General features: G+C 71.2%; 13 protein-coding genes and 1 pseudogene. 6 read left to right on the plus strand and 8 right to left on the minus strand.

Going from position 1 to position 18,996, the window contains the following annotated elements:
* Window positions 1–224: 224 nt before the first annotated feature.
* Entirely contained in the window at window positions 225–2,189 is a 1,965-nt protein-coding gene (locus tag CLT68_RS00810; protein WP_099848139.1) for a penicillin-binding transpeptidase domain-containing protein, read from the plus strand.
* A 731-nt stretch (window positions 2,190–2,920) separates the two neighbouring features.
* Here the strand turns inward: CLT68_RS00810 and CLT68_RS33605 are convergent.
* The 7 genes and pseudogenes from CLT68_RS33605 to CLT68_RS00845 form a co-directional block, all read right to left on the minus strand.
* A pseudogene (locus CLT68_RS33605) lies at window positions 2,921–3,925 on the minus strand (arginase family protein); the annotation flags it as partial.
* A gap of 69 nt (window positions 3,926–3,994) precedes the next feature.
* The gene (locus CLT68_RS00820) at window positions 3,995–4,918 is read right to left on the minus strand and encodes a tetratricopeptide repeat protein (protein WP_099848143.1); all 924 of its coding nucleotides are present in this window, start codon (window positions 4,916–4,918) and stop codon (window positions 3,995–3,997) included.
* A 154-nt stretch (window positions 4,919–5,072) separates the two neighbouring features.
* Entirely contained in the window at window positions 5,073–6,761 is a 1,689-nt protein-coding gene (gene icmA, locus CLT68_RS00825; protein WP_088949878.1) for a coenzyme B12-dependent isobutyryl-CoA mutase large subunit, read from the minus strand.
* 290 nt (window positions 6,762–7,051) lie between these two features.
* Entirely contained in the window at window positions 7,052–7,309 is a 258-nt protein-coding gene (locus tag CLT68_RS00830) for a hypothetical protein (protein WP_099848145.1), read from the minus strand.
* 78 nt (window positions 7,310–7,387) lie between these two features.
* A complete protein-coding gene (locus tag CLT68_RS00835; RefSeq protein ID WP_099848147.1) occupies window positions 7,388–7,798 on the minus strand; it encodes an Asp23/Gls24 family envelope stress response protein in 411 nt (136 codons plus the stop codon).
* A 116-nt stretch (window positions 7,799–7,914) separates the two neighbouring features.
* On the minus strand, window positions 7,915–8,919 hold the full coding sequence (gene meaB, locus CLT68_RS00840) for a methylmalonyl Co-A mutase-associated GTPase MeaB (RefSeq protein ID WP_088949883.1): 1,005 nt from the start codon (window positions 8,917–8,919) through the stop codon (window positions 7,915–7,917).
* 55 nt (window positions 8,920–8,974) lie between these two features.
* Window positions 8,975–10,174: an acetyl-CoA C-acetyltransferase gene (locus CLT68_RS00845; protein ID WP_099848148.1), complete on the minus strand. Its 1,200-nt coding sequence runs from the start codon at window positions 10,172–10,174 to the stop codon at window positions 8,975–8,977.
* An 83-nt stretch (window positions 10,175–10,257) separates the two neighbouring features.
* Here CLT68_RS00845 and mce point away from each other — a divergent pair, with 83 nt between their 5' ends.
* The 4 genes from mce (at window position 10,258) to CLT68_RS00865 (ending at window position 16,453) form a co-directional block, all read left to right on the plus strand.
* Window positions 10,258–10,734, plus strand: coding sequence for a methylmalonyl-CoA epimerase (gene mce, locus CLT68_RS00850; RefSeq protein ID WP_099848150.1), 477 nt, complete (start codon window positions 10,258–10,260; stop codon window positions 10,732–10,734).
* A gap of 385 nt (window positions 10,735–11,119) precedes the next feature.
* Window positions 11,120–12,475, plus strand: a complete 1,356-nt coding sequence (gene ccrA / locus CLT68_RS00855) for a crotonyl-CoA carboxylase/reductase (protein WP_088951981.1) — start codon at window positions 11,120–11,122, stop codon at window positions 12,473–12,475.
* Between the two features lie 373 nt (window positions 12,476–12,848).
* On the plus strand, window positions 12,849–14,111 hold the full coding sequence (locus CLT68_RS00860) for a DivIVA domain-containing protein (protein WP_088949886.1): 1,263 nt from the start codon (window positions 12,849–12,851) through the stop codon (window positions 14,109–14,111).
* Between the two features lie 179 nt (window positions 14,112–14,290).
* The gene (locus CLT68_RS00865; RefSeq protein ID WP_099848152.1) at window positions 14,291–16,453 is read left to right on the plus strand and encodes a hypothetical protein; all 2,163 of its coding nucleotides are present in this window, start codon (window positions 14,291–14,293) and stop codon (window positions 16,451–16,453) included.
* 86 nt (window positions 16,454–16,539) lie between these two features.
* On the opposite strand, the gene CLT68_RS00870 is transcribed toward CLT68_RS00865, so the two are convergent.
* A complete protein-coding gene (locus CLT68_RS00870) occupies window positions 16,540–17,514 on the minus strand; it encodes a hypothetical protein (protein WP_099848154.1) in 975 nt (324 codons plus the stop codon).
* A gap of 287 nt (window positions 17,515–17,801) precedes the next feature.
* Here CLT68_RS00870 and CLT68_RS00875 point away from each other — a divergent pair, with 287 nt between their 5' ends.
* The gene (locus tag CLT68_RS00875) at window positions 17,802–18,992 is read left to right on the plus strand and encodes an AI-2E family transporter (protein ID WP_486482044.1); all 1,191 of its coding nucleotides are present in this window, start codon (window positions 17,802–17,804) and stop codon (window positions 18,990–18,992) included.
* Window positions 18,993–18,996 lie beyond the last annotated feature (4 nt).

Genomic DNA, 18,996 nt, shown 5'->3' on the forward strand with positions numbered 1-18,996 from the left:
TTCTTCGCCTTCGTCGGCGGACCACTGGCCAGACGTCCGGATCGGGACTTTGTCCTTTCACCCGTTGCGGGTCCGAGGTTGGCCGGCTGCGGGATACCCCGCCACGCGATGTTCATCACACGGGCGCGGCCCTCTTTACCCGCGCTCGCGCGCCCACGGGACGTTGGGGACGGCGTCGGCGTACTACCGTGCGAGGGCAGTCTGAGATCGGAAGGACCAGCTCCATGCCCTTGTCGTACCCCCGGCCCCACCGGCCGAACCACGCCCGCCGCCTGACCGCCGCCCTCACCACGGCGCTGCTCACGGCCGGTGTTCTCGCCGGCTGCTCGGGTGACGACGGGCCGCAGAGCACCGTCGACGCCTTCCTCGGCGGTTGGCGCAGCGGTGATCTCCAGGCGGTCGGCCTGATCGACCCGACCGGCAACAAGCTGCCGTCGACCGAGGTGACTCGCGAGATCAAGGAGCTCTCCGGTGAGCTGGCGGCCACCCCGCCCACCCTGAAGCGGCGAGGCGAGCCGAAGGTCACGAAGGACATCGCGACCGCGACGGTCCAGGTGGAGTGGAACCTGCCCGGTCAGACCCGTTGGACGTACGACCGGGAGCTACGCCTCGCCCACGGCGATGACGACCAGTGGCAGGTGATCTGGGAGCCCAGGGTGGTGCACGAGCAGCTCACCAAGGGTGACCGGTTGGCGCTGCGCCGCGACGCCGGTGCCCGGGCCGCGGTGTTGGACGCCGCCGGGCAACCGCTCGTGACCCCGCGTCCGGTGGTCCGGGTGGGCGTGCAGCCCGACGGGGTTACCGACATCAAGAAGCTGGTCAAGGACCTCGACGGGGCGTTCAAGGCGATCCGCCCGGCGCTGGTGCCCGCCGTCGACCTGGCCGACCTGCCCGAGCGGGTCGCCAAGGCCGAGCCGGGCGCCTTCGTCGAGGTGGTGTCGCTGCGCGAGGAGGCGTACCTCCAGATCAAGCCCCGGATCTACGACCTGGACGGCACCAAGTTCATCTCCGCCAAGGTCGACCTGGCGCCGACCAGGGAGTTCGCCCGGGCGGTGCTCGGCACTGTCGACCCGGCGCAGGCGGACGACCTCACCGCACACCCGGACCGGTACGTCGCCGGTGACCTGGTCGGGCACGGCGGGTTGCAGGGCCGCTACGACGAACGGCTGCGCGGCGCGCCCGGGCTGACCGTGGTGGTCGAGCGGCCGGCCGAGGGCGGCAAACTGGAGTCCACCGGCACTGAGTTGTTCCGTCGGGAGCCGCAGCCCGGCCAGACGCTGAAGACCACGCTGGATGTCGCCGCCCAGAACGCGGCCGACGGGGCGCTGCGCGCCGAGTCCCGCCGCTCCGCCCTGGTGGCTCTCCGGATCAGCGATGGCGCGGTGCTCGCCGCGGCGAACGGCCCCGGGCCGGCCGGGGAAAACCTGGCCTTCACCGCCCAGGTGCCGCCGGGCTCGACGTTCAAGGTGGTCAGCACGCTGGGCCTGCTGGACCGGGGCGCGGTCACTCTGGACGGGCCGGTGGCCTGCCCGAAGACCTTCACCGTCGATGGTCGGTCCTTCAAGAACTCCGACAACTTCGAGCTGGGCTCGGTGCCGTTCCGCACCGACTTCGCCAAGTCCTGCAACACGGCGTTCGCCTCGCTGGCCCCGAAGCTCGGCGGTGACGGGCTGGCCGCTGCCGGCCGCGCGTTGGGCCTGGAGGGTCAATGGGACCTCGGCACCGACGCCTTCACCGGCAAGGTGTCGACGGGCGGCAGCCTGGCCGAGCAGGCCGCGGCATCGTTCGGGCAGGGCACCACGCTGGTCAGCCCGCTGGCCATGGCCGGCGCCACCGCCGCCGTCGCCCGAGGCCGGTTCGAGCAGCCGAAGCTCCTGCTCGACCCGGCCCCGGCCAAGCCAGCCGCTGCGGGTGAGCAGCTCAAGCCGGAATCGGTCGCGGCCCTGCGTTCGATGATGCGCGAGGTGGTCACCAGCGGCACCGGCAGCGCGCTCAAGGATGTGCCGGGCGAGGTGTACGGCAAGACCGGCACCGCCGAGTACGACGACAACCCGGCCCACACCCACGCCTGGTTCGTCGGTTGGCGGGGTGACGTGGCGTTCGCCGTGTTCGTGGAGAAGGGCGGGGCCAGCACGGCCTCGGCCGTCCCGATCGCCGAGCGCTTCCTCCGCGCCCTCCCACAGTCCTGACACCCGCGCGACGAGCGCACCCGCAGCGAGCGGCCCCCGCACCACGAAGGCGTTGATCGACTCGGTTTCACGGAAACTGCGGTGTCCGAGCCACCTGGATACCGCGACTTCCGTGAAACCGAGTCGATCACGGCCCGGAGGGGCCGCCAGACGGGTCAGGCCGTGTCAGCTTTGTGGTGGTCCGAGGGGCCCTGGGCCGGTGCGGAAGGTCGCCGCAGCAGGCCTGGGCCGGCCGACGCGGGCGGACCGACCGGCTCCGGTTCGACCAACTCCGGTTCGACCAACTCCCGCTCGACCAACTCCCGCTCGACCGGCTCCCGCTCGAACGTGGCGGCGATGTCCGCTGCGACGCTCGACTGCTCGGAGCGGGCCTGACCGTTGGTGACTGCTGGTTCCGCCTCGGCCACGATGTCGTGCGGCGTTGCGCCCCCGAAGAAGCGGCCGTCGGAAGAACCAACGCCGGCAGACCCGAAGGCCGAGGATGCGTCGCCGGCAGACCCGACATCGGAGGGTCCGGCCTCCGCGAGCGACCTGGCGTCGACGGACGGGTCCCACGGGGGAACGTCGGCGAACGACTCCTCGCCATGAATCGCGCTCGGCAGCGCATCGAGCCGCTCGGCAGCAACGAGCTCGTCGAACCGCTCGCCCCGCTCCAGCCCATCAGGCCGCGCACCACGAACGAGCCCACCGAGCTGGTCGGCACGATCCATCCCGTCGAGCCGCTGGGAGCGGTCGGGTCGTTCGGTGGTGCCCGCGGTCCGGCCGTTGCCGCGCCGGGGGCCGGGGGTCGGCCGGGCCGAGAGCAGTCGGGGCGGCACCGCTTCCGGTGCGCTGACCGGAGCCAGGCCGGCGACCACGGTGTTGACGATCTCGGCAGCGTACGAGCCGTCCGGGTCGTAGTCGGGGTCGAAGACGGTCAGCTCCACGCCGAGGCAGTGCGGGGTGTCGACCAGGCCGGCGAGCAGGATCTCCAGCTCGGCGAAGGCGATGCCACCCGGGTCGGGAGCGTCCACGGCGGGCATCACCGCGGGGTCGAGCACGTCCACGTCGATGTGCACCCAGTAGCCCGCGCAGTCGGCGAGCTGCTCGTGCGCCCACTGGGCCGTGCGGGCGGCGCCTTCGGCGCGCAGCGCGGGGACCGGCCGGGTGGTGATGCCGGCGGCCTGGAGGTCGAGCCGGTACTCGTCCTGCGCACGGATGCCGAGCACCACCACGTCGATGTCGCGGAAGTATGGCCGGCGGCCCTCCAGGGCGGCCAGGTCGGCCTGCCCACGCCCGGTGACGAGGGCAAGGTCCTCACCGGCGGCCGCGCCGACGTAGGAGGCGTTGCCGGGGTGCCGGAAGTCGGAGTGCCCGTCGACGAAGACCAGCCCGATCCGCCCGCCGACGGCCTCACCGAGGCGGTGCATGGCCAGCGCCGAGCCGAGCAGCACCGAGCAGTCGCCGCCCAGCACCACCGGGAACTCCCCCCGGTCGATGATCGAGCCGATCCGTTCGGCGAGCGCCAGCGAGTAGTCGGCGATCTCCCGGGCGTGGCACACGCCGTCGCCGGGCCGCCAGTCGCCCGGGTCGTACCGGGGTGGGGTGATGCAGCCGGCGTCGCGGGCGCGCAGCCGGGCCAGCAGGTCGTGGTCGCGCAGCGCGCCGGGCGCCTTGCCGCAACCGGGGACCGACGTGGACGTCGGTGGCCGCAGGCCAAGGTTTGTCGGCGCGTCGAGGACGGCGATCCGGCGCATCGTGAGCTCCCGTCCTCGGTGGTCGGGCGGGCCGGCCGGAACGCCGGCCCGCGCTGGCGTGCTACGAACTCAGAACAGGGCGCTGGCCAGAGCCCGGCGTGCCGAGGCGACCGCCGGGTCGTCCGGGCCGGCGATGGAGAAGAGCGAGACCAGGTGCTGGCGGACGGTCTCGCGGTCCTCCCCGGCGGTGCGCCGGACCAGACCAACGAGCCGGGCGTACGCCTGCTCGGCCAGGCCGCTGAGCACCTCGATGTCGGCGGCCAGCAGCTGGGCGGCCACGTCGTCGGGGGCGCTCTCGGCGGCGGCCATGGCGGTGGTGGGGTCTGCGCCGGCCACCCGGCGGGCCACCCCGACCTGGGCCAGCCCTGCGGTGGCCGCAGCGTCCGCGGGCGCGTCGGCCAGGATCTTCTTGTACGCCTGCTCGGCGGCGTCCAGATCCCCGCTCATCAGCGCGTCGTCCGCCTCGTCGAGGCGGGGGTCCTCCGGCTCGGTCACGGCCACGCCGCCGGCCTTGAGGACGGCCTGGAGCCACTGCCGAAGCTGCGCCTCGGGCACGACCCCGGAGAAGGCGTCGACGGGCTGCCCGCCGACGACCGCGTAGACCATGGGAATGCCCTGGACCCGGAACATCTGGGCGATTCGCGGGTTTTCCTGCACGTCGACCCGTGCCAGCACCCAGGTGCCGTCGCCCTCGGCGTTCAGCCGTTCCAGCACCGGGGCGAACTCGTCGCTCTCCGGGAAGCCGGCGGCGCCGAAGAACACGACGACGGGCATGGCCATCGACCGTTCGAGCACGTCGGACTGGATTGTCGCCTCGGTGACGTCCACGATGGCGGTGTTACCGCCTGCGGTGGGCGCGCCCGGGGCGCCGTTGGACGGGCCGCCCTGCGGGGGCGTGCCGGGGCGGGGACTTGCTGGTGCGGGGCCACGCAGCGTGCTGAGGTCGACCGCGCCGCGGGTGAAGATCGACGAGGTGATCCGTGGGTCGCTCATGGTTACCTAGTCTCGCACGTGAGCCCCCGATCTCAGCTCACCCGCAACCCCGACGTTGCAACTCTCACGCCCCACCCCCACCCCCGGCGATCGGCCATTTCTGCCGCCCGGAAGCGGGCAGCGGATGCGTGATCGACGGGGGTGGTGGTATGGGTCAGAAGCGGGCGGGTTCGCGGTAGGTGCCCCATTCGGCGCGGAGCGCGTCGCAGATCTCCCCCAGGGTCGCTTCGGCGCGGACCGCGTCGAGCATGGCGGGGATCATGTTCTCGTCGGTGCGGCTGGCGTCGACCATCCGGGCCACCGCCGCACGGACCGCCGACTCGTCCCGGGCGCCCTTGCGCTCGGCGAGCACCCGGCGCTGCTCCAGCTCCACCTCGTGCGAGATGCGCAGGATCTCCAGCTCCTTGGCGACCGTGCCGGTGTGGCAGTTGACCCCGACGATCTTCTTGTCGCCCTTTTCGAGGGCCTGCTGGTAGACGAAGGCCGACTCGGCGATGTGACCGGTGAACCAGCCGTCCTCGATGCCGCGCAGGATGCCCGAGGTCATCGGGCCGATCTGGTGCGGCCCGTCCCCGCCGAGCTGCCGGATCCGGGCGAAGATCTCCTCCGCCTCGGCCTCGATCTTGTCGGTCAGTGCCTCGACGTACCAGGAGCCGCCGAGCGGGTCGGCCACGTTGACCACACCGGTCTCCTCCATCAGCACCTGCTGCGTACGCAGGGCGATCTCGGCGGACTCGTCGGTGGGCAGCGCCAGGGTCTCGTCCAGCGCGTTGGTGTGCAACGAGTTGGTGCCGCCGAGCACCGCCGCGAGGGCCTCGACGGCGGTGCGTACGACGTTGTTGACCGGCTGCTGCGCGGTCAGCGACACACCGGCGGTCTGCGTGTGGAATCGCAGCCAGAGGGCCTTCTCGCTGGTCGCGCCGTAGACGTCGCGCAGCCAGCGGGCCCAGATCCGGCGGGCGGCCCGGAACTTGGCGATCTCCTCGAAGAAGTCGAGGTGCGAGTCGAAGAAGAAGCTCAGCCCGGGCGCGAAGACGTTCACGTCCAGCCCGCGCGAGAGACCCAGCTCCACGTAGCCGAAACCGTCGGCCAGGGTGTACGCCAGCTCCTGCGCGGCGGTCGAGCCGGCCTCACGGATGTGGTAACCGGAGACCGACAGCGGCTTGTAGCGCGGGATCTCGGCGGCGCAGTATTCCATCAGGTCGCCGATCAGGCGCAGGTGCGGCTCCGGGTCGAAGAGCCACTCCTTCTGCGCGATGTACTCCTTGAAGATGTCGGTCTGCAGTGTGCCGTCCAGCTTGGACAGGTCGGCGCCCTGCCGCTCGGCGGCGACCAGGTACATGCAGAACACCGGCACGGCCGGGCCGGAGATGGTCATCGAGGTGGTGACGTCGGCCAGGTCGATGCCGTCGAAGAGCGCCTGCATGTCGGTGGCGGTGTCGATGGCGACGCCGCAGTGGCCGACCTCGCCGAGCGCCTGTGGGTCGTCCGAGTCGCGGCCCATCAGCGTCGGCATGTCGAACGCGACCGAGAGGCCTCCCCCGCCGGCGCCGAGGATCATCTTGTAACGCTCGTTGGTCTGCTGGGCGTTGCCGAAGCCGGCGAACTGCCGGATCGTCCAGGTCCGTCCGCGGTATCCGGTCGGATACAGACCCCGGGTGTACGGATATTCGCCCGGCCAGCCGATCCGTTCGAAGCCGGGATAGGTGGCGCCCTCCGGCGGCCCGTAGACCGGTTCCACCGGCATGCCGGAAAGCGTGGTGAAGTCGGCGTCCCGCTTGCGCGCGGCGTCGTAGCGGGCCTGCCAGCGCGCGCGTCCGGCGTCGATCTCGTCGGCGTCCATGAGCAGGGCTCCTCCTCGGTTCCTCGACAGCACGTCGAGTGTAAGGCCCTCACCTGAACGATCGCTAAGTCACGTCGTACCGACGGGTAACGTGCGCTGGGCCGACTCCGGAGCGGCGGCAGGCCGAGTGCGTGGATCGCCGGCGTCCAACTCTCGCCCGGTTTCGGTGCGGCGGTGGCCGTTGCCACCGCCGCACCGGCACGAGGGACCCCGGTGGCACGACGGACGTCCGTCATTCCCCGACGACGGGCACCTGCTGCCCACCGCCACCCGAGGTCACGAGACTGATCTCAGTAACGGGTCTTCACGAGGAACTGGTAACCAACCACCTTGGTGCCGCTGTTGTTGTACATCGGCCAGCACTGCTGGGGCGACGTCCACGACGAGACGTACGTCGGGCGGGCCGCCTTGCACGCCGACATCGTCGGGTACATCGGGCTGTTGTAGTCCGCGAGAGCGGGCGACGCGGTGCCCAGCACGATGCCGCCGGCCAGGGCGGCAGCAGCAATGAGGGTACGGCGGCGCGGACGACGCAGAATCTTCGGCATCTTTACTCCAATTCCGGTGGACCCTCTACTGAGGATCTTGACGTCAGGAGCTTAGGGCACCACCGGAGCGCGCTCAGGTCAGACCGTCGGAGCCGAGGGTGCGCCCATCGCCACGTCGTCGACCCGGATGTTGACCTCGTCGACCCGCAGCCCGTACGCCTCGACCGCCTCGGTGACCCGGGCCCGCACCTGGCTGGTGATCTCCGGAACTGGCTGCCCGGCCTGGATCACGAGCACCAGGTTGACCACGGCGGCATCTCCGGTCACGTGGGCCGAGCAGCCCCGCCGGGCGTCACCCACCTGGTCCAGCCCGACCCGGTCGAGGACGGAGTTGAAGAACCGGGCGACGTCCCCACCCAGCTCGGCCACACCGGGCACCGCTCGGGCCGCCGCGACGGCGATCTTCTCGACCACCTCGTCGGAGACCTGCGTCGTCCCGCCGGCCACCGAGGGCATCGCGCCCATCTCCTGCGTCGCCTCGTGGTCCATGTGCCACTCCCCCTGCATCTCATGCCGCCGCGCCGGCTCACCGACCGGGCCCCACCGCCGTAGGGCGGTGCGAGCCTACAAGGGCGTGGTGGCGCGGAGGCGTCCCGCGTGGACGGTCAGCGGGCGAGTTGGGCGAGCAGAGTGTCCGCAGCCGCGTACGGATCGAGGCCGCCCTCGGCCACCTTCGCGGCGAGCGTGGCCAGCTCCGTACCGTCGCGTAGGGAGCCGATCCGGGCCCGGAGGATGCCGAGCGCGATGGCCTCGACCTCGGCGGCGGCCCGCGCCTCCTGGCGGCGGCGCAGCTCGCCGTGCTCGACCAGCCAGCCCCGGTGCTTGTCGATGGCGGCGGCGATGTCGTCGATGCCCTCGCCCCGCGAGGCGACCGCGCGGACCACCTGCGGCCGCCACTGCCCGGGGCCGCGCTCACCGAGGGCGATCATGCCCTGGATGTCGCGGACGGTGGCGTCGACGCCGTCGCGGTCGGCCTTGTTGACCACGAAGACGTCGGCGATCTCCAGGATGCCGGCCTTGACCGCCTGGATCGCGTCGCCCATCCCGGGTGCGAGCAGCACCAGCGTGGTGTCGGCCAGCGACGCCACCTCGACCTCGGCCTGCCCGACGCCGACGGTCTCCACCAGCACCACGTCGCAGCCGGCGCCCTCCAGCACCCGGACCGCCTGCGGCGTCGCCGCGGACAACCCGCCGAGATGCCCCCGGCTGGACATGGACCGGATGTAGACGCCCGGGTCGGTGGCGTGGTCCTGCATCCGCACGCGGTCGCCGAGGATCGCGCCGCCGGTGAACGGGCTGGACGGGTCCACCGCCAGCACGCCGACCCGGTGCCCGCGTGCGCGCAGTGAGCGGACCAGCTCGTTCGTGGTGGTCGACTTGCCCACCCCGGGTGAGCCGGTCAACCCGACCACCTGGGCCTGCCCGGCGTACGGCGCCAGCGCCGCGGCGACCGCCGGCAGCAGCGGGTCGCCGTTCTCCACCAATGTGATCAACCGGGCCACCGCGCGGGGGTCGCCCGCGCGGGCCCGCTCGACCAGCTGCGGTACGTCCCGACTGCGGCGCACCGACGTGCTGCCCGCTGCCGGGACCTGCTCGGCCGCCTCGCTCACAGTGCCGTCTTCGTTCGCGACTGCGGGGTTCGCAGAACCGGCTCGCTCCTCGCGCTCACCGGTCCGCCGCTGCGCTTCCCGGCACGTGGATGATCAGCGCATCGCCCTGGCCACCGCCGCCGCAGAGGGCCGCCGCGCCGGTGCCGCCACCGCGTCGCTTCAGCTCCAGGGCGAGGGTGAGGACGAGACGCGCGCCGGACATGCCGATCGGGTGCCCCAGCGCGATCGCGCCGCCGTTGACGTTGACCTTGTCCGGGCTGATGCCGAGGTCCCGAGTGGACTGCACGCCGACCTGGGCGAACGCCTCGTTGATCTCGATGAGGTCCAGGTCCGCGACGCTCAGGCCACCCTTCTTCAGGGCGTGGTTGATCGCGTTGGACGGCTGCGAGTGCAGGGAGTTGTCCGGGCCCGCCACGTTGCCGTGCGCACCAATCTCGGCCAGCCAGGTCAGCCCCAGCTCGATGGCCTTGGCCTTGCTCATCACGAGCGCGGCGGCGGCGCCGTCGGAGATCGGCGACGAGCTGCCGGCGGTGATGGTGCCGTCCTTGGCGAAGGCGGGGCGCAGCTTGGCCAACGACTCGACGGTGGTGTTCGGGCGGATGCCCTCGTCCTCGCTGATGACCAGCGGGTCACCCTTGCGCTGCGGGATCACCACCGGGGCGATCTCGTCGGCGAAGTGGCCGTTCTTCTGCGCGGCGGCGGCCCGCTGGTGGCTGGCGGCGGCGAAGGCGTCCTGCTCTTCGCGGGTGATGCCGTGCCTGGTGCCGAGGCGCTCGGTCGACTCACCCATCGAGCAGCAGTCCCAGGCGTCGCTGAGCCCGTCGTGTGCCATGTGGTCCTTGACCACCACGTCGCCGTACTTGTAGCCGGTGCGCTGGCCCATCAGCAGGTGCGGGGCGTTGGTCATCGACTCCATGCCGCCGGCCACCACGATGTCGAACTCGCCGGCACGGATCAGCTGGTCGGCCAGGGCGATCGCGTCCAGGCCGGAGAGGCAGACCTTGTTGATGGTCAGCGCTGGCACCGACATCGGCACGCCAGCCTCGACCGCCGCTTGCCGCGCGGGGATCTGACCGGCGCCGGCCTGGAGCACCTGCCCCATGATCACGTACTGGACCTGGTCCGGGCTGACGCCGGCCCGCTCCAGCGCCGCCTTGATGGCGATACCGCCGAGCTTCGTGGCCGGAAGGTCCTTGAGGTTGCCCAGCAGCCGCCCCATCGGGGTCCGCGCGCCGCTGATGATCACCGAAGCCATGCCTGCCTCCGAAGGGGGTGCCGAGCTGTTCGAGGGGGGTGCCGAGCTGTACGCCTTAACGCTTGTTCGGCCAGACTAACGCCATGACTGAGAACTCCCCCGCCGAGCCCGGTGAGGACTACGTCACGGACATCGGGCTTCGCAAGATTGACCACGTCGGGATCGCGGTCGCCGATCTGGACGCCGCGATCGACTTCTACCAGCGGACGTTCGGGATGCGCTGCGTACACGTCGAGACCAACGCCGAGCAGGGCGTGCGGGAAGCGATGCTGTCCGTCGGTCCGACCACCGAGGGCGGCTGCGTGCAGTTGCTCGCCCCGCTGACGCCGGAGTCGACGATCGCCAAGTTCCTGGACCGCAACGGGCCGGGCGTGCAGCAGGTCGCGTACACCGTGGCTGACATCGACAAGGCCTGCGCGGCACTGCGCGAGCGGGGAATGCGGCTGCTCTTCGAGACCCCGAGACGCGGCACCGCGAACAGCCGCATCAACTTCGTACACCCGAAGGACGCCGGCGGCGTCCTGGTGGAACTGGTAGAACCCGCCCCCGCCCCCCACTGACCCCCTACCCCTGCCCCCACCTCCCCCTGCCCCCCACGCCCCGTTGATCAAGAGGTTTGCGTCATCCTGCGGCTCGCAGGTGACCGAAGGCTCTTGATCAACGGGGCGTGCGCTTGTGGGCGGGTGGGCCGGGGCGGTTGGGGGCTCGGTTGCGGCCGGGCGCACGTCAGTGCTCGGTTGGCGGGGTGGCCGGGCAGCTTCACGCATCGGCGGATGCAGTTTTTCACACAGGACTTCCGGCTTTAGCTACCGTTCAGTAACGTCCGCCACACAGGAGCGCGACCGGGGTCGGATGTGTCGAATGCCGACATGGTGGTCGTGCCCCACCGGCGCCGACGATGGCAGCACCCCGGCCCATTCGGGTGCGGACGAACCGGAGGTCACCGTGCAGGACATCCTCGAAGCGATCATGGCGGCGGAGGAATCGAACGACCCGGACCGCGAGCTCGCCGGCGTCGCCGGGCTGCCCGTACCGGAGAGCTACCGGGGTGTGGTGGTCCGCGCCGAGGAGTCCCGGATGTTCGACGGCATGGCCACCCGGGACAAGGACCCGCGCAAGGCGCTGCACGTGCAGGAGGTGCCGACGCCGGAGCTGGCGCCGGGCGAGGCACTGATCGCGGTGATGGCCAGCGCGATCAACTACAACACCGTGTGGACCAGCATCTTCGAGCCGGTGTCCACCTTCAAGTTCCTCCAGCGCTACGGCCGGCTCTCCGAGCTGACCCGCCGGCACGACCTGCCGTACCACGTGGTCGGCTCGGACGCGGCCGGCGTGGTGCTGCGCACCGGCCCCGGGGTGACCCGGTGGGCACCCGGCGACGAGGTGGTCGCGCACTGCCTCTCCGTCGAGTTGGAGGACGCGGCCGGGCACGACGACACCATGCTCGACCCGCAGCAGCGGATCTGGGGCTTCGAGACCAACTTCGGCGGGCTGGCCGAGATGGCGGTGGTCAAGGCCAACCAGCTGATGCCGAAGCCGCGACACCTGAGCTGGGAGGAGGCGGCCAGCCCGGGGCTGGTCAACTCCACCGCGTACCGGCAGCTCGTCTCGCACCACGGCGCCAACATGAAGCAGGGCGACGTGGTGCTGATCTGGGGCGCCTCCGGTGGCCTCGGCGGGTACGCCACCCAGATGGCCCTCAACGGCGGTGCGATCCCGGTCTGCGTCGTCTCCTCGCCGGAGAAGGCCGAGCTGTGCCGCCGGATGGGCGCGGACCTGGTCATCGACCGGGCCGCGGAGGGCTTCCGGTTCTGGAAGGACGAGGAGACCCAGGACCCGGACGAGTGGAAGCGCCTGGGCGAGCGGATCCGCGAGCTGACCGGCGGCGAGGACCCGGACATCGTCTTCGAGCACCCAGGTCGGGAGACCTTCGGCGCCAGCGTCTACGTGGCCCGGCGCGGTGGCACCATCGTCACCTGCGCGTCCACCAGCGGTTTCCAGCACCAGTACGACAACCGCTACCTGTGGATGCACCTCAAGCGGATCGTCGGCAGCCACTTCGCCAACTACCACGAGGCGTGGCAGGCCAACCGCCTGGTCGCGCTGGGCAGGGTGCACCCGACGGTGTCCCGCACCTACCCGCTGGAACAGACCGGTCAGGCCGCGTACGAGGTGCACCGCAACGCCCACCAGGGCAAGGTCGGGGTGCGCTGCCTGGCACCGACCGACGGCCTCGGCGTACGCGACGGGGAGTTGCGGGCCCAGCACGAGGACGCGATCAACCGGTTCCGGGGGCACTGACCGGCGCACGGCCGGATCCGGGGGCACTGACCGGCGCACGGCCGGTTCTGGCGGGCACTGACCGGCGCACGCCGGTTCGGGGCACTGACCTGGACACCAGCCGGACGGATGAGCGGTGGATGGCCAATGCGGTGATCGGCCATTGTTCTTCCAACCCGATTAGCGTGCGGTTGTCCGGATCGAACAAAGGGCCTCGGGGTAACCCCGGGGCCCTTTTCCGGATCACGCGGCATGGCGCCCGTCCCGCCCGGGACCTGCCAAGATCGCCGATTGGTCCGGCTCCGCCGATCGCGGAAGTTGACCATGTAAAGAGGGCATGAAAGCTCCGCACCGCTCTTGCGAAGCACCCTGGGGCGTCTGCCAGTATGTCCCAATGCCCCAGCAGCAGTCCTCCCCTCTCGCGTTCTTCGATAACGCGAACTCGCAGCCAGATTTCACCGTAGGCCTACGCGGATACAACACTCACCAGGTCGACGACTTCCTCGGCCGGATGACCGCCGCGCTGACCCAGTCCGAGCAGGCCCGTGCCGAGGCCGAGCAGCGGATGAACGACGCCCAGCGTCGGCTCCGCCAGGCCGAGCAGCGCATGAGCGCGCTGGAGCAGAAGCTCACCGACACGAACAAGCAGCTCGAAGAGAACAGTCGGCCCACCCTCTCCGGGCTCGGCACCCGGGTCGAGCAGATCCTCCGGCTCGCCGAGGAGCAGGCCAACGACCACCGCAACGAGGCCAAGCGCGAGTCGGAGGGCATCCTCTCCGCCGCCCGCCTCGAGGCTCGCGAGATCACCGACAAGGCACGTGCCGAGGCCGCGGCCATGAAGGCCAGCGCCGAGCGCGAGGCCGGCAACCTGCGTACGGCCGCCGAGCGCGAGGCCGCCGAGGTCCGGGTGCAGGCCCGTCGCGAGGCCGACACGCTGCGCGCCGACGCCGACCGCGAGACCAAGCAGCTTCGCACCGTCACCGCGCACGAGGTGGCCGAGCTGAAGTCGACAGTCGAGCGGGAGGTGGCCACCCTCCGCGCCACCGCCGAGCGCGAAATCACCCAGCAGCGGGCCAAGGCCGCCCGCGAGGCTGAGGAGAAGCGCGCCGAGGCGACCAAGCTGCTGACCGACGCGCGGGACAAGCGCGACAAGGACCTTCAGGCCCTGGAGCTCCAGCTCGCCGAGCGGCGGGAGAAGGCCGAGCGCGAGGAGTCCGAGCGCCACGCCGCCCAGGTCGCGCAGACCCAGAAGCTGGTCAGCGAGGCCGAGCAGCGTGCCCGGGCCGCGCAGGAGCGTGCCAAGGAGATCGAGCAGCGCGCCGAGGCCCGGCGGGTCGAGTCGGAGCGCAACGCCGCCGAGACGGTCGACAAGGCCAAGGCGCACTCCGAGAAGACGCTCAACGAGGCCAAGGCCGAGTCGCAGCGCCTGCTCACCGAGGCCCGCACCGAGGCGGAGCTGACCACGCAGGCCGCCCGCCGCGAGGTCGATGACCTCACCCGGCAGAAGGACGCGGTCACGTCGCAGCTGGGCCAGATGCTTTCCGGGCTCGCCGGCATCGTTCCGGGCATGCCGGCCGCTGCCGCTCCCGCGGCCAAGCCGGAGGCCAAGAAGACCGAGGGCGGTCAGGACCGGGTCCCCGCGGAGTCCGCTGGCTGACGCGAGGCCGTCAGGTCGGGGCATCGAACGGCGCGAGGTGACACCGGGTGACCGGTTCCACCTCGCGCCGTATGCGTTTCCCAGTTCGTGGAATCTCCCGCTCGCAACGGAGTGAAGTAGCTCGCACAAGGCCCGTCCGTATCGCCCCAGCAGGGCCCGTTGCGTGTGAGGATGGGGGCATGTCGCACGGCGAGGAACTGTTCGCTCTCGGCGGGGACGTGACGACGGAGCCCAGCTTCGAGTCCGCTCTGCGGGGGTACGAGAAGAAACAGGTCGACCGGTATGTCGCGCGTGCCGAGCACGAGATCGCGACCCTCGCCTCCGAACGGGAACAGGCGTACACACAGATCCACAAGCTCGCCGGCCAGGTCGAGGTGCTGCAACGCGACCTGACTCAGGTGCGCAAGCAGATGAACGTGGTGGACCGCGCCTCGTTCCGGCACCTCGGTCCGCGGGTCGAGTCGATCCTCACTCTCGCGGAGGAGCAGGCCGAGCAGATCCTTGCCGATGCGAACGGGGAGATCGAGGCCCGCCGCAACGCCGCCGAGCACATCGTCGAGGAGGCCCGCGAGCAGGCCTCGCGGGCTCTGAAGGACTTCGAGATCGCCCTCGCCGCGCGCCGCGCGGAGGAGGAGCGGCACAGCACCGCCAAGCGGGCCGAGGCGGACGCGACCCTGCGGGCTGCCAAGGACGAGTCGGCGCAGCTGCGTAAGGCGGCGCAGGACGCGCTGGCGAAGGCCCAGCAGGAGGCCACCCAGCTGCGCGACTCCGCCAAGGAGATCCACGCCCGGGCCCAGCAGGAGTCGACCAAGCTGCGCGAGTCGGCTCGTGAGGCACTGGTCAATGCCCGGCAGGAGGCCAGCGACCTGCGCGAGGCGGCCAAGGAGGTGCACGCCAAGGCCCTCCAGGAGGCCAAGCGGCTCACCGACGCCGCGACCGAGGCCGGCCGTGCCACCCACGCCAAGGCGCAGCAGGAGGCCAAGCAGATCATCGACGATGCGTCGATGGCTGGCCGTGCCACCCGCGCCAAGGCCCAGCAGGAGGCGGAACGGCTGACCACGCAGGCCTCCGAGTCGGCGAAGCGCAACCGCGCCGAGACCGAGGCGTACGTGCAGCGGATGCGCGCCGAGACCGAGGAGTACGTCAAGCACGCCCGGGCGCAGACCCAGCAGGAGCTGGGCGCGTGGCGGGCCGGGGTGGAGCAGGAGGTCAACTCCCGGCGGGAGGCGGCCGACCGGGAGCTGGCGCAGCGGCGGGCCACGGCCGAGCAGGAGTACGCCAAGCGCCGCGACGAGCTGGAAAAGCAGCACAAGTCCCGCCAGCAGGAGCTGGAGACCGGGTTCACGAGCCGCCAGCAGGAGATGGAGACGGCTTTCACCGCTCGCCGCGACGAGCTGGATGCCGAATACTCCGGCCGCAAGAACGAGCTGGAGACCGAATACACGGCCCGCAAGAACGAGATCGAGCAGGGCGCGGCCGGGATCCGGCAGGCTGCCGAGCAGGACGCGGCGGCGCTGCGCCAGCGGTCCGAGGCGGAGGCCGCCGAGCTGCTGCGCCAGGCCGAGACCGAGGCCGGCAACAAGCGCCGCCAGGCCGACGAGCATGTCGCGGCCTCCCGCCGACAGTTCGAGGAGTACGCGGCCACCACCCAGCAGCACCTGGCCACCACGCAGCAGCACCTGGCGGCCACCCAGCAGGAGTCGGCGGCGGGCCGGCAGCAGCTCGCCCAGGTGATGCTGGAGATCGCCCAGGCCCAGCAGCAGCTCGCTGACCTTCGGCAGGAGACGTGGAAGTCCCGGCAGGAGTCCGACGAGCTCCAGCGGCAGATGGCCGAGCTGCGGCTGCAGAGCGTCGCGGGGCCGATCGACGGCCCGACCGCGCCGGCCGCCGGTGACGGTGCGAGCCGGAGCGCGGCTGACGACGGGGACGACGGCGCGACCGTGTCCGGCGCGGCGACCGTCCCTGACGCGGCGACCGTCTCAGATGCGGCGACCGTCTCAGATGCGGCGGGCGTCGATGCGGGCACGCCGGCCGGGTCGGGTGCGGCTACCGGCCTCAAGACCGAGCCCGCCGACACCAGGCAGCCGGTGAACGCCGGGGCCGAGGGTGCCGGGCAGTCCACAACCCGACCGGTGGCCGAGCCGGTGACCACCGTCGATGGAGGCGCGGCCAGCGCCGGGGTGGACGGGGAGCCCACCGTGGCCGCCGTTCCGGGTGTGGGTGGCCGGGACGCCAAGACCACCAAGATCACCAGCACCGGTGAGAACGGCAAGCGACCCAGCAAGCCGACCACCGACGAGCGCAGCGCCAAGCCCAGCAAGGTCACCATCGAGAAGGACTGACGGCCGGCGTTGCCAGCCGCATGACCCACGCGAGCATCCAAATCTTGGACAGTTTCCGTTACCCGTTGACGGAAACTGTCCGAGATCTATTTGTGCGTCGGACGGCGCTGGGATTGGGTGGGGCTCCAGCCGGCTGCGACGAGGGCCCGCCGGACGGTGTCGGCGACCTCGTCGGGGCGGGCGCGGACGAGCCAGGCCGGAAAGCGCAGGATCCGGTCGCCGCTGGTCCAGACGTCGTTCTGCCGACGCATGTCGTCCGCCCACTGCCGGGCGTCCATGTGGTGCGCGCCGTCGATCTCGACCTGCACCCGCCACTGTCGCCAGTACGCGTCCAGCCAGCGGTTGCGGCCCGCCGCGTCGACCCGATGTTCCTGAAGATCAGGGACGGGCAGCCGATGCCGGCGACAGAGGCGCAGGAAGTCGATCTCGGAGAGCGCCTGCGCGCCGCCGGCGATGTCATCGACGGTCTGTTGGATCAGGTGCCGGCGCGGTGCTCGGGGAAGGACGTCGAGCACCGCCTGCAACTCCTCGGGCAGCACCCGCCGCTGCTGACAACCGGCCGCCAGCACTCCCTGCGCCTCGTCCACACCGACCGCCCATCCCGCCGCGTCGATGAGTGCTCTGGCCGTCGTGGTTCGTGGTGGACGGGCGAGTTGCCGATGCGAGTCCGGCAGCACCGACGTGCGATGCACCAGCACTGCGGGCATGTCGATCGGGAGGCGACGCAGCGAGGTCCGTGCGGCACGGCGGACGGCCGGCACCAGCACGTGCAGTGGCTCGCGGCGCAGCCCTCGTACCCCCGCTTCGGTGGCGGCGGTCACCCCCGCCAGCATCGCACCCGGTCCAGCTGCCAGCACCGCGACCCAGAGCTGTTGGTCGCGGTTCATGCGACCGTTACCGGTCAGCAGGACGCCGCGGCAGATCGACCGCCACCGGCCCGAGCGGATTCGCCCGCGCACCGTCCCCTCGCTGAGCAGGCCGGACACCTGCGCGGTAGTCAGCACGCCCGCCTGCTCGAAGGCGAGCCAGTCGACTGCGTCAGCGTCGTCGGCGGGCAGCATCCGAACAGCTTTCACCGCCGGGAAGCCACCACACCACCAGATCATGGACAGTTTCCGTTACGTGCTAACGGAAAGTGTCCAAGATCTACGCGCCGGCGGGAGCTAGACGATGTCGGGTGGTGGGTCGAGGCACGGACGGCGGCTGGTCGGGCATACGGAACACCAGGTTGACGGCCTTGTGGTCGATAGCGACCATGAAGTCGCTACGCTGCTGACGCGCTGAGAGATGATCAGAAACAGCCGTCGCTGCCGCCGGTCGTCTGACGGCCTGAGCCGGGAGGTCCCTGGTGCCACAGCACGACCCGTCGGCTGGCGATCCGGACGCGACGCCCGATCCCCCGTCGACCGAAACCGCACCGGTCGACACACCACCGCCGGTGCCGGTCCCCGCTCCGGGAATCGACCCGGACGAACCGCCGGCCGTCCCGTCCGGGAAGTTCGGCACTCCGGGGCGCCCGCTGCGCCGCAGCAGCTTCCTGATCGGCTTCACCGGCGCGTTGGGCGTGCTGTTGGCGTACACCCTTTATCTGGGGATTCGCAATGCCGGCGGCATCCTGGTGCTGGTGGTGATCGCGCTCTTCCTGGCGGTCGGTCTCAACCCGGCGGTGGTCCGACTACGCCGCTGGGGCGTGCCGCACGGCCTGGCGGTGGCGGGGGTCGCGTTGACCGTGGTGCTGCTGCTCTCCGGTGGCGTGGTCGCACTGGTCCCGCCGATCGTCACCCAGTCGGGGCAGTTCATCGACCAGATCCCGAGCCTGCTCGACGAGTTGCGCCGCAATCCGACGGTCAACGACCTGGTGGAGCGGTATGACGTGGTGGAGCGGGTGCAGGGCGCCGCCAACGCGCAGACCATCGGGCGGGCCCTCGGCGGGGTGCTCGGCGGTGCTCAACTGATCTTCGGCACGGTGTTCCGGACGCTGACCGTGCTGGTGTTGACGATCTACTTCCTGGCCTACTTCAACAAGCTGCGCTCGCTGGGCTACTCGCTGGTGCCCCGCACTCGGCGGGAGCGGGTGCAGCTGATCGGCGACGAAATCCTGGCCAAGGTCGGCGCCTACATGGTCGGGGCGCTGAGCATCGCGGTGCTGGCCGGCGCGACCACCTTCGTGTTCGCGTTGATCGTCGGCCTGCCGTACCCGTTCGCGCTGGCCGTGGTGGTCGCGGTGACCGACCTCATCCCGCAGATCGGCGCGACCCTGGGCGCGGTGATCGTGAGCCTGGTCGGCTTCGCGTCCGACCTGCCCACCGGCATCGCCTGTGCGGTCTTCTTCCTCATCTACCAGCAGGTGGAGAACTACCTGATCTACCCGAAGGTGATGCGGCGCTCGGTGGAGGTCAACGAGGTGGCCGCCCTGCTCGCCGCACTGCTCGGGGTGGCGCTGCTGGGCGTGGTGGGCGCGTTGATCGCCATCCCCACGGTGGCCGCGCTGCAACTGATCCTGCGCGAGGTGGTGCTGCCCCGCCAGGAGCGGCGCTGAGCCG

The organism is Micromonospora sp. CNZ299, from assembly GCF_002754415.1.